The 13,249-nt window shown below is 55.9% G+C and carries 11 protein-coding genes; 10 read left to right on the forward strand and 1 reads right to left on the reverse strand.

What is annotated here, in order from left to right; genetic code table 11:
• Positions 1–64: 64 nt before the first annotated feature.
• From dnaK to nhaR, 4 genes are all read left to right on the forward strand, one after another.
• On the forward strand, positions 65–1,975 hold the full coding sequence (dnaK, locus tag ABU178_RS03930) for a molecular chaperone DnaK (protein WP_397212175.1): 1,911 nt from the start codon (positions 65–67) through the stop codon (positions 1,973–1,975).
• 100 nt (positions 1,976–2,075) lie between these two features.
• Positions 2,076–3,218 carry a molecular chaperone DnaJ gene (gene dnaJ / locus ABU178_RS03935; RefSeq protein ID WP_397212176.1) on the forward strand — a complete coding sequence of 381 codons (1,143 nt, stop codon included), beginning with the start codon at positions 2,076–2,078 and terminating at the stop codon, positions 3,216–3,218.
• A gap of 192 nt (positions 3,219–3,410) precedes the next feature.
• A complete protein-coding gene (nhaA, locus tag ABU178_RS03940) occupies positions 3,411–4,583 on the forward strand; it encodes a Na+/H+ antiporter NhaA (protein ID WP_397212177.1) in 1,173 nt (390 codons plus the stop codon).
• Entirely contained in the window at positions 4,553–5,491 is a 939-nt protein-coding gene (nhaR, locus tag ABU178_RS03945; RefSeq protein ID WP_397212179.1) for a transcriptional activator NhaR, read from the forward strand. The genes nhaA and nhaR overlap by 31 nt, the downstream gene beginning before the upstream one ends.
• A 110-nt stretch (positions 5,492–5,601) precedes the next feature.
• On the opposite strand, the gene rpsT is transcribed toward nhaR, so the two are convergent.
• Complete coding sequence (rpsT, locus tag ABU178_RS03950; RefSeq protein ID WP_397212181.1) at positions 5,602–5,865, reverse strand: 30S ribosomal protein S20; 264 nt, start codon at positions 5,863–5,865, stop codon at positions 5,602–5,604.
• Positions 5,866–6,184: 319 nt separating this feature from the next.
• Between rpsT and ribF the strand changes: the two genes are divergently transcribed.
• The 6 genes from ribF (at position 6,185) to dapB (ending at position 12,972) form a co-directional block, all read left to right on the forward strand.
• Positions 6,185–7,108, forward strand: coding sequence for a bifunctional riboflavin kinase/FAD synthetase (ribF, locus tag ABU178_RS03955; RefSeq protein ID WP_397212183.1), 924 nt, complete (start codon positions 6,185–6,187; stop codon positions 7,106–7,108).
• Positions 7,109–7,205: 97 nt separating this feature from the next.
• Positions 7,206–10,022, forward strand: a complete 2,817-nt coding sequence (gene ileS / locus ABU178_RS03960) for an isoleucine--tRNA ligase (protein ID WP_397212185.1) — start codon at positions 7,206–7,208, stop codon at positions 10,020–10,022.
• Positions 10,022–10,528, forward strand: coding sequence for a signal peptidase II (gene lspA / locus ABU178_RS03965; protein ID WP_397212187.1), 507 nt, complete (start codon positions 10,022–10,024; stop codon positions 10,526–10,528). The genes ileS and lspA overlap by 1 nt, the downstream gene beginning before the upstream one ends.
• Positions 10,529–10,531: 3 nt before the next feature.
• Positions 10,532–11,002: an FKBP-type peptidyl-prolyl cis-trans isomerase gene (gene fkpB / locus ABU178_RS03970; RefSeq protein ID WP_397212189.1), complete on the forward strand. Its 471-nt coding sequence runs from the start codon at positions 10,532–10,534 to the stop codon at positions 11,000–11,002.
• A complete protein-coding gene (gene ispH, locus ABU178_RS03975) occupies positions 10,983–11,936 on the forward strand; it encodes a 4-hydroxy-3-methylbut-2-enyl diphosphate reductase (protein WP_397212191.1) in 954 nt (317 codons plus the stop codon). The genes fkpB and ispH overlap by 20 nt, the downstream gene beginning before the upstream one ends.
• Before the next feature lie 220 nt (positions 11,937–12,156).
• Positions 12,157–12,972, forward strand: a complete 816-nt coding sequence (gene dapB / locus ABU178_RS03980) for a 4-hydroxy-tetrahydrodipicolinate reductase (protein ID WP_397212193.1) — start codon at positions 12,157–12,159, stop codon at positions 12,970–12,972.
• Positions 12,973–13,249 lie beyond the last annotated feature (277 nt).

Consider the following 13,249-nt stretch of genomic DNA (forward strand, 5'->3'; position numbering starts at 1 on the left):
CAAAGCGACCGCATAACAGGTTCACAACCCAATTTGATACAGATTTTAAGTGGGAGACGTTTAGATGGGTAAGATTATTGGTATTGACCTGGGTACAACCAACTCTTGTGTTGCGATCATGGACGGCACCAAAGCACGCGTGCTGGAAAATGCCGAGGGCGATCGCACCACGCCTTCAATCATTGCGTATACGCAGGATGGCGAAACTCTGGTCGGACAACCGGCTAAACGTCAGGCTGTGACCAACCCGCAAAACACCCTGTTTGCGATCAAGCGCCTGATCGGTCGTCGTTTTCAGGACGAAGAAGTGCAGCGTGATATCAAAATCATGCCGTACAAAATCACACAGTCTGACAACGGTGACGCCTGGTTGGATGTGAAAGGCCAGAAAATGGCACCGCCGCAGATCTCTGCGGAAGTGCTGAAAAAAATGAAGAAAACGGCTGAAGATTATCTGGGTGAACCGGTTACCGAAGCGGTTATTACCGTACCGGCTTACTTCAACGATGCACAGCGTCAGGCGACCAAAGATGCTGGCCGTATCGCCGGTCTGGAAGTGAAACGTATCATCAACGAACCGACCGCAGCGGCGCTGGCTTACGGCCTGGATAAAGGCCAGGGCAACCGCACCATCGCAGTTTACGACCTGGGCGGCGGTACCTTTGATATCTCTATCATCGAAATTGATGAAGTTGACGGCGAAAAAACCTTTGAAGTTCTGGCGACCAACGGTGACACCCACCTGGGCGGCGAAGACTTCGACAGCCGTCTGATTAACTATCTGGTTGCTGAGTTCAAGAAAGATCAGGGTATCGATCTGCACAACGATCCGCTGGCGATGCAGCGTCTGAAAGAAGCGGCAGAGAAAGCGAAAATCGAACTCTCTTCTGCTCAACAGACCGACGTTAACCTGCCGTACATCACGGCGGACGCCACCGGTCCGAAGCACCTGAACATTAAAGTGACCCGCGCCAAACTCGAGTCGCTGGTTGAAGATCTGGTTACGCGTTCTATCGAGCCGCTGAAAGTGGCGCTGCAGGATGCCGGTCTCTCTGTATCTGACATCAACGACGTGATCCTGGTCGGCGGTCAGACCCGTATGCCGATGGTGCAGGCGAAAGTAGCGGAATTCTTCGGCAAAGAGCCGCGTAAAGACGTTAACCCGGACGAAGCGGTCGCCGTAGGCGCTGCGGTGCAGGGCGGCGTGCTGGCGGGCGACGTGAAAGACGTGCTGCTGCTGGACGTGACTCCGCTGTCGCTGGGTATCGAAACCATGGGCGGCGTGATGACTGCGCTGATCAGCAAAAACACCACGATCCCGACCAAACACAGCCAGGTCTTCTCAACGGCGGAAGATAACCAGTCTGCGGTAACTATTCACGTGGTGCAGGGTGAACGTAAACGTGCAGCGGATAACAAATCGCTGGGCCAGTTCAACCTCGACGGTATTCAGGCTGCGCCGCGCGGTATGCCGCAGATCGAAGTGACCTTCGACATCGATGCTGACGGTATTCTGCATGTTTCTGCTAAAGACAAAAACAGCGGTAAAGAGCAGAAGATTACCATCAAAGCCTCTTCTGGTCTGGACGAGTCGGAAATCGAGAAAATGGTGCGCGACGCGGAAGCGAACGCCGAATCTGACCGTAAATTCGAAGAGCTGGTGCAGACGCGCAACCAGGGCGATCAGATTGCCCACAGCACCCGTAAGCAGCTGGACGAAGCCGGTGACAAACTCTCTGCGGAAGACAAAGCACCGATCGAGTCTGCGCTGAACGATCTCAACACGGCGCTGAAAGGCGAAGATAAAGCAGCAATCGAAGCGAAAATGCAGGCGCTGATGGAAGTTTCCAGCAAGCTGATGGAAATGGCGCAGCAGGCTCAGGCTGGCGGCGCTGACGCTGGTGACGCTTCTGCGAAGAAAGATGACGATGTGGTCGATGCTGAATTCGAAGAAGTGAAAGACAACAAGAAATAATTGCCCCTGATCGGGCGCGACGGCTGGCCTGACAGCCGTTGATAACCTGCACGGGCGGCGGAGTTTCTCCACGCCCGTGCGATCATGTTAAGGGCAAGAAATGGCAAAGAGTGACTACTACGAGATTTTAGGCGTCTCCAAATCAGCGGACGAGCGTGAAATCAAAAAGGCCTACAAGCGCCTGGCGATGAAATTTCACCCCGACCGCAATCCGGGTGATAAAGAAGCCGAAGCGAAATTTAAAGAGGTCAAGGAAGCCTACGAAATTTTGACCGATGCGCAGAAGCGTGCGGCTTACGATCAGTACGGTCATGCGGCCTTTGAACAGGGCGGCATGGGCGGCGGTGGTTTCGGCGGCGGCGGCTTTGGCGGCGGCGCTGACTTCGGCGATATCTTTGGCGACGTATTTGGCGATATCTTTGGTGGTGGCCGCCGTCAGCGCGCTTCCCGCGGCGCCGATTTACGCTATAACATGGAGCTGACGCTGGAAGAAGCGGTGCGCGGCGTGACCAAAGAGATCCGCATTCCAACGCTGGAAGAGTGTGAGGTTTGCCACGGCAGCGGCGCGAAAGCAGGCACCCAGCCGCAGACCTGTCCAACCTGCCACGGCGCGGGCCAGGTGCAGATGCGTCAGGGCTTTTTCACTGTGCAGCAGGCCTGTCCGACCTGTCACGGTCGCGGCTCGGTGATCAAAGATCCCTGCAACGCCTGTCACGGTCACGGTCGCGTCGAGAAATCGAAAACCCTGTCAGTTAAAATCCCGGCTGGCGTGGATACCGGCGATCGCATTCGCCTGAGCGGCGAAGGCGAAGCGGGCGAGCATGGCGCGCCGGCGGGCGATCTTTATGTTCAGGTGTCGGTGAAGAAACACCCGATCTTTGAACGTGAGGATAACAATCTCTACTGCGAAGTGCCGATCAATTTTGCCATGGCGGCGTTGGGCGGTGAGATTGAAGTGCCGACGCTGGATGGTCGCGTTAAGCTCAAGGTGCCGTCAGAAACCCAGACCGGCAAGCTGTTCCGCATGCGCGGAAAAGGCGTGAAGTCAGTGCGCGGCGGCGCGGTGGGCGATCTGCTCTGTCGCGTGGTGGTGGAAACGCCGGTCAGCCTCAACGATAAACAGAAAGCGCTGCTGCGTGAGCTGGAAGAGAGCTTCGGAGGCCCGACGGGCGAGCAAAACAGCCCGCGTTCGAAAAGCTTCTTCGACGGCGTGAAAAAGTTTTTTGATGATTTGACTCGCTAAGCCAACGCTTTCTCTCTATTAAGCCAGCTCCCGTGAGCTGGCTTTTTTTATAGCTTCTCCCGCCGGTTTATCATTCTTCATGCCATCACTCGTCTTTTCCGAGTAAAGCTGCATAAATAATCTGTTTTTTACGAGTTAGTATTGTCGCTAAGCTAAGCTTTTTCAGACCCGCACTGTATAAGGAAACGACAGATGAACATCAAACTGAAAAAGCTGCTGCATAACGATGCCACGGGCGGCATAGTGCTGATCATCGCGGCGGTACTGGCGATGCTGCTGGCGAATAACAGTGCGACTCAGCAAGGGTATCAGGCGCTTCTGGCGACACCGGTTGAGTTTCGCTTTGGCGAGCTGGATATCAGTAAAAATCTGTTGTTATGGATCAACGATGCGCTGATGGCGATCTTTTTCCTGATGGTGGGGCTGGAGGTAAAGCGTGAGCTGGTAATGGGCGCGCTGGCCCGCCGCGAGCAGGCTGTTTTCCCGCTCATCGCCGCCCTGGGCGGCATGCTGGTGCCGGGATTGCTTTTCCTGCTGTTCAACGGCGGCGATGCCGTCACGCGCAGCGGCTGGGCGATTCCTACCGCGACCGATATCGCCTTTGCGCTGGGCATTCTGGCGCTGCTTGGCAGTCGTGTGCCGCCTGCGCTGAAGATCTTCCTGATGGCGCTGGCGATTATTGACGATTTGGGCGCTATCGTGATTATCGCGCTGTTTTACACCAATGACCTGTCAGTGCTGGCGCTGGGCGTGGCGGCAGTGGCGATCGCGGTGCTGGTCCTGATGAATTTGCTGAACGTGCGTAATACCGGACTCTACTTGCTGGTGGGATTGGTGCTCTGGACGGCGGTGCTGAAATCGGGGGTGCATGCCACACTGGCTGGCGTGGTGGTGGGCTTTCTGATCCCGCTGGCGAAAAAAGAGGGGCACTCACCGGCCATTCATCTGGAACATGCGCTGCATCCGTGGGTGCGCTGGGTAATTCTGCCGCTGTTTGCCTTTGCCAATGCGGGCGTATCGCTGGCGGGTGTTTCCGCCGATAGCCTTTTCTCGCTGCTGCCGCTGGGGATCGTGATTGGGCTGTTTATCGGTAAACCGCTTGGCATTACGCTGTTCTGCTGGCTGGCGGTGAAAACCGGGCTGGCGAAACTGCCGGAAAATACCCGCATGGCCGATATCTGTGCGGTCGGCGTGCTCTGCGGCATCGGTTTTACCATGTCGATTTTTATCGCCTCGCTGGCTTATGGCGACGCGGATGCTCAGCTGATTACCCTGGCCAAGCTCGGCATTTTGCTCGGCTCGGTGATCTCCGCCGTGGTGGGATATGGCATGTTGTGGCGTCGTTCAGCGCGCCGCGCGGCTTAAAGGAGCTAACCGTGTCGCACATCAACTACAACCATCTTTACTACTTCTGGCACGTCTGTCGCGCAGGATCGGTGGTCGGGGCGGCAGAGGTGCTTTTCCTCGCGCCGCAGACCATTACCGGGCAGATAAAGGCGCTGGAGGGGCGTTTGCAGGGCAAGCTGTTTCGTCGCCAGGGGCGCGGTCTGGTGCCTACTGAATTGGGGCAGCTGGTGTTTCGCTATGCGGATCGCATGTTTATGCTCAGCCAGGAGATGCTGGATATCGTCAACTACCGCAAAGAGTCAAATCTGCTGTTTGACGTTGGCGTGGCGGATGCGCTGTCAAAACCTCTGGTGAGCAAGGTGCTGGAAACGGCGGTGGTTGCCGAAGAGAAAATTCATCTGCGCTGCTTTGAGTCAACCCATGAAATGCTGCTGGAACAGCTGAGCCAGCACAAGCTGGATATGATCCTCTCCGACTGTTCCATCGACTCGACACAGCAGGAAGGGCTTTTCTCCGTCAAGCTGGGCGAGTGCGCCGTGAGCTTCTGGTGTAATCAGCCGCTGCCGGAAAAAACGTTTCCCGCCTGCCTGGAAGAGCGTCGCCTGCTGATCCCCGGGCGGCGTTCCATGCTCGGCCGCAAGCTGCTCAATTGGATAAACAGCCAGGGACTACAGGTAGAGGTGCTGGGCGAGTTCGATGATGCGGCATTAATGAAAGCTTTCGGCGCGCAGAACAACGCTATTTTCGTCGCGCCAACGCTCTATGGCGCGGAAATTTATAAGGATGAAACAATCTGCGAGATTGGACGCCTTGAAGCGGTAATGGAGGAGTATCACGTTATTTTTGCCGAGCGAATGATTCAGCATCCGGCGGTTCAACGTATCTGTAACCGGGATTTTAGCGAGCTGTTCGCTGAGCAGGCATAAGCAGAGAAGGGAAGTTCAGCAGAGGGAAGCGCAACGCATCAGCAACCCTTTGCAGGGGCGAAAAAAAACCGGCGCTGAGCCGGTTCTTTCCAAAGCGATCAACCAGGCGATTAAGCCAGTTTGTTGATCTGAGCAGTCAGGTTAGCTTTATGACGTGCTGCTTTGTTTTTGTGGATCAGGCCTTTAGCTGCCTGACGGTCCACAACCGGTTGCATTTCGTTAAATGCGTTCTGCGCTGCTGCTTTGTCGCCAGCTGCGATTGCCGCATATACTTTCTTGATGAAAGTACGCATCATGGAACGGCGGCTTGCGTTATGCTTGCGACGTTTTTCAGATGTTACGGCGCGTTTCTTAGCTGATTTGATATTAGCCAAGGTCCAACTCCCAAATGTGTTCTATATGGACAAATCAAAGGCCGAGGACTATGCCTTTTGTGCCTTCTTTTGTCAATGGATTTGTGCAAATAAGCGCCGTTTTACAAACAACGCCCGGTTACGTAATTGATGGCGCAAGATTCTACCAGCTTCACCACGTTGAATACAGCCCATTCACAATAAAAATCCTGTTACGTTGCGCAAGCGTGGAAGCGGCTCGGGAAAAGAGGCAAAGAACGCATGAAAGGCGCGCATCACGGGTTAACCTTGAGCCTGTTCAAGGGTATAATCCGCCGATTTCCACCGGTTTGAGTCAGCCATGAAGTTTATCCGCGGTATCCATAATCTCAACGAGCAGCATCGCGGCTGCGTCCTGACCATTGGCAATTTTGATGGCGTTCATCGTGGCCACCAGGCGCTGCTGGCCCAACTGTGCGAAGAGGGGCGAAAACGCAACCTGCCGGTGATGGTGATGCTGTTTGAGCCGCAGCCGCTCGAACTGTTCGCCGCCGATAAAGCGCCGGCGCGCCTGACGCGTCTGCGCGAGAAGCTTCGCTACCTGGCCCAGGCGGGCGTCGACGCGGTGCTGTGCGTGCGTTTCGATCGCCGCTTTGCCGCCGTCCCGGCGCAGAGTTTTATCGCCGATCTGCTGGTGGAAAAGCTCGGCGTGAAATATCTTGCGGTAGGGGATGATTTCCGCTTTGGCGCTGGTCGTCAGGGAGATTTCCTGTTATTACAGAAGGCGGGCGTGGAATATGGCTTTGATGTGGTGAGCGCCCAAACGTTTTGCGACGGCGGCAAGCGCATCAGCAGCACCGCCGTGCGTCAGGCGCTGGCCGAAGACGATCTGGCGCTGGCGCAAACTCTGTTAGGCCATCCTTTCAGCATATCGGGCCGCGTCGTGCATGGCGATGCCCTGGGACGCACCATCGGTTTTCCCACTGCGAATATCCCCTTACGCCGCACGGTAACGCCGGTGAAAGGCGTCTATGCGGTGGAAGTACGGGGCCTGACGGCGCAGCCATTGCCCGGCGTAGCCAACATTGGCACGCGTCCGACAGTAAAAGGTTTGCGTCAACAGCTTGAAGTTCATCTGCTTGACATCAATATGAATCTTTATGGCCACCATATTGAGGTGGTGCTGCGGCACAAAATACGTAACGAGCAGCGCTTTGCTTCGCTGGATGCGCTGAAAGAACAAATAGCGAAAGATGTGGTGACGGCCCGAGAGTTTTTTGGGTGATGCCCAAAGAGTCTGTGTTCGGCGGCAGCGCTGCCGTCTGAATGCTGAAGGGTATAAAACACCGGTGTAATGACCGAATAATGGAACCGAGAATCTGATGAGTGACTATAAATCTACCCTGAATTTGCCGGAAACGGGGTTCCCGATGCGTGGCGATCTGGCCAAACGCGAACCGGGCATGCTGCAACGCTGGTACGATGACAATCTGTACGGCATCATCCGCGAAGCCAAAAAAGGGAAAAAAACCTTTATCCTGCACGATGGCCCTCCTTATGCGAACGGCAGCATTCATATTGGTCACTCAGTTAACAAGATTCTGAAAGACATTATCGTTAAGTCCAAAGGCATGGCAGGCTTTGACTCCCCGTATGTGCCGGGCTGGGACTGCCACGGTCTGCCGATTGAGCATAAAGTTGAACAGATGATCGGTAAGCCGGGCGAGAAGGTCAGTGCGGCGGAATTCCGCGAAGCCTGCCGCAAATACGCGGCCGAGCAGGTGGAAGGCCAGAAAGCGGACTTTATCCGTCTGGGCGTGCTGGGCGACTGGGATCGTCCTTACCTGACGATGGATTTCAAAACCGAAGCCAACATCATTCGCGCGTTGGGTAAAATCATCGACAACGGCCACCTGCATAAAGGGGCGAAGCCGGTGCACTGGTGTCTCGACTGCCGTTCGGCGCTGGCTGAGGCGGAAGTGGAGTATTACGACAAAACCTCGCCGTCGATTGACGTGATGTTCAATGCCACGGACGCTGCTGCCGTCGCCGCCAAATTCGGCGCTCAGGCAGTGCAGGGTCCGATTGCGCTGGTTATCTGGACCACTACGCCCTGGACGCTGCCGGCGAACCGCGCCATTGCGCTGAATGCGGAGTTTGAATATCAGCTGCTGCAGGTTGAAGGCAAAGCGCTGATCCTGGCGAAAGATCTGGTTGAGAGCGTGATGAAGCGCGCAGGCATCGACAGCTGGACGGTACTGGGCAGCGCCCAGGGCGCGGCGCTGGAAATGCTGCGTTTCCAGCATCCGTTCCTGGGCTTTGATGTCCCGGCGCTGTTGGGCGAGCACGTTACGCTGGACGCCGGTACCGGTGCGGTGCATACGGCGCCAGGCCATGGTCCGGACGACTATGTGCTGGGTCAGAAATATGGTCTGGAAACCGCCAATCCGGTAGGACCGGACGGCAGCTATCTGCCGGGTACCTGGCCGACGCTGGATGGCGTGAACGTTTTCAAAGCTAACGATCTGATCGTCGAGCTGCTGCGTGAAAAAGGCGCGCTGCTGCACGTTGAAAAACTGCTGCACAGCTACCCGCACTGCTGGCGTCACAAAACGCCGATCATTTTCCGCGCCACGCCGCAGTGGTTCATCAGCATGGATCAGAAAGGGCTGCGCGCGCAGTCGCTGAAAGAGATCAAAGGCGTGCAGTGGATCCCGGACTGGGGCCAGGCGCGTATCGAAGCGATGGTCGCCAACCGTCCTGACTGGTGTATCTCTCGTCAGCGCACCTGGGGCGTGCCGATGGCGCTTTTCGTGCATAAAGAGACGGAGCAGCTGCATCCCGATACGCTGGCGCTGATGGAAAAAGTCGCGCAGCGCGTGGAGCAGGATGGCATCCAGGCCTGGTGGGATCTCGATCCGCGCGAGCTGATGGGCGACGACGCCGACAGCTACATGAAAGTGCCCGATACGCTGGACGTCTGGTTTGACTCCGGTTCCACCAGCTACTCAGTGGTTGATGCGCGTCCTGAATTCGGCGGCCATTCGCCGGATATGTATCTGGAAGGCTCGGATCAGCATCGCGGCTGGTTTATGTCTTCCCTGATGATCTCCACGGCGATGAAGGGCAAAGCGCCTTATCGTCAGGTACTGACTCACGGCTTCACCGTGGATGGTCAGGGCCGCAAGATGTCGAAATCGATCGGCAACACCGTGTCGCCGCAGGACGTGATGAACAAGCTGGGTGCGGATATTCTGCGTCTTTGGGTCGCCTCAACCGACTATTCCGGCGAGATGGCGGTTTCCGACGAGATCCTGAAGCGCTCCGCCGACGCTTATCGTCGTATCCGTAACACGGCGCGCTTCCTGCTGGCGAACCTGAACGGTTTTAACCCGGAAACCGATCTGGTGAAGCCAGAAGAAATGGTGGTGCTGGATCGCTGGGCGGTGGGCCGTGCCCAGGCCGCGCAGCAGGATATTATCGACTCCTACGCCAGCTACGATTTCCATGAGGTGATCCAGCGCCTGATGCAGTTCTGCTCGATTGAGATGGGCTCCTTCTATCTCGACATCATCAAGGATCGTCAGTATACCGCGAAGCCCGACAGCCTGGCGCGTCGCAGCTGCCAGAGCGCGCTGTGGCACATCGTGGAAGCGCTGGTGCGCTGGATGGCGCCAATCATGTCTTTTACCGCTGACGAAATCTGGGGCTACCTGCCAGGCGCGCGCGCGAAGTATGTCTTTACCGAAGAGTGGTACGACGGCCTGTTCGGTCTGGCGGACAACGAAGCGATGAATGACGCCTACTGGGCTGAGCTACTGAAGGTGCGCGGCGAGGTGAACAAGGTGATTGAGCAGGCGCGTACCGATAAACGCATTGGCGGTTCGCTTGAAGCGGGCGTCACGCTCTATGCCGATAGCGAGCTGGCGACCAGGCTGCGCGCGCTGGGCGACGAGCTGCGTTTTGTGCTGCTGACCTCTGGCGCGCAGGTGGCGGATTACGCTCTGGCGGGTGAAGACGCGCAGCAGAGCGAACTGTTAAAAGGTCTGAAAGTGGCCCTGCATAAAGCGGAAGGCGAGAAATGTCAGCGCTGCTGGCATTACACTACCGACGTGGGACAGAACGCAGAGCACGCCGCGATCTGTGGCCGTTGTTATACCAACGTCGCCGGTGATGGCGAAAAGCGTAAGTTCGCCTGATGAGTAAGCCTATTCTCTCTACCGGATTGCGCTGGCTGTGGCTGGTGCTGGTTGTGATCGTGATCGATTTCGCCAGCAAGCAGTGGATCATGAACAATATGCTACTGCATGAAACACAGCCGCTGATGCCGTTTCTGAATCTGTTCTATGCCCATAATTATGGCGCGGCGTTCAGCTTCCTCGCGGACAAAGGCGGCTGGCAACGCTGGTTCTTCGCCGGTATCGCCATCGCCATCGCGGCGGCGCTGCTGGTGATGATGTATCGCAGCCGCGCCAGCCAGAAATTAAACAATATTGCTTACGCCCTGATTATCGGTGGGGCGCTGGGCAACCTGTTCGATCGTGCTTATCACGGATTTGTGGTCGATTTTATCGACTTCTACATCGGTGGCTGGCACTTCGCCACCTTCAATATTGCTGACTGCGGCATCTGTATTGGCGCCGCGCTGGTGGTACTGGAGGGCTTTTTCAGCCCCACCGGCAAACAGGCTAAACAGAAAGGGTAAGAGATGACGGAATCTGTACAGCGCGACAGCGCGGTGCTGGTGCATTTCACGTTGAAGCTTGAAGATGGCTCAACGGCGGAGTCTACCCGCGCTTCCGGCAAACCGGCGCTGTTTCGTCTCGGCGACGGCAGTTTGTCGCAAGGGCTGGAAACGGAACTGCTGGGGCTTAAGGCGGGCGACAAGCACAGCTTCGCGCTGGCGCCGGAAGATGCGTTCGGCGCTGTCAGTCCCGATCTGATCCAGTATTTCTCCCGCCGCGACTTCGTTGAGGCGGGCGAGCCGGAAGTGGGCGCCATCATGCTGTTTAGCGGGATGGGCGGCAGCGAAATGCCAGGCGTGATCCGCGAAATCTCGGGTGATTCGATCACGGTGGATTTTAACCACCCGCTTGCCGGACACCGCATTCAATTTGATATAGAGGTGCTGGAGATCGATCCGGCGCTGGAGGCGAACAATGCAAATTCTGCTGGCTAATCCGCGCGGCTTTTGCGCCGGCGTTGACCGGGCGATCAGCATTGTCGAACGCGCGCTGGAGCTGTATGGCGCGCCGATCTACGTGCGTCACGAAGTGGTGCATAACCGCTACGTGGTTAACAGCCTGCGCGAGCGTGGGGCGATCTTTATTGAAGAGATTGGCGAAGTGCCGGATGGCGCTATCCTGATTTTTTCCGCCCATGGTGTGTCGCAGGCGGTACGCGCCGAAGCTAAAGCGCGCCAGCTTACCATGTTGTTTGATGCTACCTGTCCGCTGGTCACCAAAGTGCATATGGAAGTGGCGCGCGCCAGCCGCAAGGGCGTTGAGGCGATACTCATCGGCCACGCCGGTCATCCGGAAGTGGAAGGCACCATGGGGCAGTACAGCAACCCCAACGGCGGCATGTATCTGGTGGAGTCGCCGGAGGATGTTTTTAAGCTGCAGGTGAAAGATGAGAACAACCTCTGCTTTATGACGCAAACCACGCTGTCGGTCGATGATACCTCTGACGTGATCGATGCATTGCGCCAGCGTTTCCCGGCCATCATCGGCCCGCGCAAAGATGATATCTGTTACGCCACGACTAACCGTCAGGAAGCGGTGCGTACCCTGGCACAGGATGCCGATGTGGTGCTGGTAGTGGGTTCAAAGAACTCCTCCAACTCTAACCGCCTGGCGGAGCTGGCTCAGCGCGCCGGCAAGCTGGCGAAGCTGATCGATTCTGCGGACGATATTCAGGAAGCCTGGGTTAAAGACGTAAGCTGCATTGGCGTCACCGCTGGCGCATCGGCGCCCGATATTCTGGTGCAGCAGGTGATCCAGCGTCTGCGCGAGCTGGGTGGCGAAGCAGCAATCGAGCTGATTGGCCGCGAAGAGAATATCGTGTTTGAGGTTCCCAAAGAGCTGCGTGTTGAAGTGAAAAACGTTCAGTAACGCTGAGGTTGCGATCTGAAGTGCTTATCTGAAGGCCGACCCGTTCGGCCTTTTTTATTGCCCTGCGTTCCATTCCCACCAGGTGGAATTTGTTTTACTGATAATCGGGCGTGGCTGGCATAAAATTCTTATTATCGTTTTTTAAAGGTGGCGAGGCCGCTATCTGACCGTTAACCTGTCTGTGCTTGCATGCATAGTTCTGCTTTAGGAATGAATAATTATGAAAGAGATCCGCATTGCCATTGTCGGTGCGCCGGGGCGTATGGGACGCAATTTGATTCAGGCCGCGCAGCAGGCGGAAGGCGTTATTTTAGGCGCGGCGCTGGCTCGTGCCGGCTCGTCGCTGATCGGCAGCGATGCCGGAGAGCTGGCGGGGCTGGGTAAAACCGGCGTGCGCGTCAGCGACAATTTGCATGACGTGATTAATGATTTTGATGTGCTAATCGACTTCACGCGCCCGGAAGGAACGCTGGAATATCTGGCTGTCTGTCGTGAGCATAAAAAAGCGATGGTGATTGGCACCACCGGTTTTGATGAAGCAGGCAAAGCGGCGATCCGCACGGCGTCAGAAGAAATTGGTATCGTTTTTGCCGCTAACTTTAGCGTGGGTGTCAACCTGGTGCTGAAGCTGCTGGAGAAAGCGGCAAAGGTCATGGGCGACTATGCGGATATTGAAATTGTGGAGGCGCATCATCGCCACAAGGTGGATGCGCCTTCAGGGACCGCGCTGGCGATGGGCGAAGCGATTGCCGACGCGATGAACTGGAAGCTGGACGACCATGCTGTCTATGCGCGTGAAGGCCATACCGGCGAGCGTAAAGCGCAGACTATTGGTTTCGCCACTGTACGCGCCGGGGACATTGTAGGCGAACATACTGCAATGTTTGCAGATGTGGGCGAGCGTGTCGAGATAAGCCACAAGGCTTCCAGCCGGATGACTTTTGCAAATGGCGCGGTTAAGGCGGCATCATGGTTAAAAGGCAAAAAATCTGGGCTTTACGATATGCGTGATGTCCTGGATTTATCGATGTTGTGAGTGTTGTGAACCATCGTGATGTGGTTATTTCAATCTGTAGCTTATTGATTGGTGAGGGCAATAATTTTATTGCCCTTTATTTTATGTAAAAATAATCCTTACGAGATAAAATAAATTCATGATGCTTATTTTTAGATGTTTTATAGTATTTAAAGTCGATAAAATATGAATTTTGACCATTTGGTCAAATTTTACGGCCTGTAAAGTGCCGTTTCGCTTTCTTCTGCTCAGGCAATCGATTATTTCTTAAAGTTATCCGCACTTTTTATCCCTTACT

The organism is Pantoea osteomyelitidis (assembly GCF_044342975.1).
GTDB lineage: Bacteria > Pseudomonadota > Gammaproteobacteria > Enterobacterales > Enterobacteriaceae > Pantoea > Pantoea osteomyelitidis.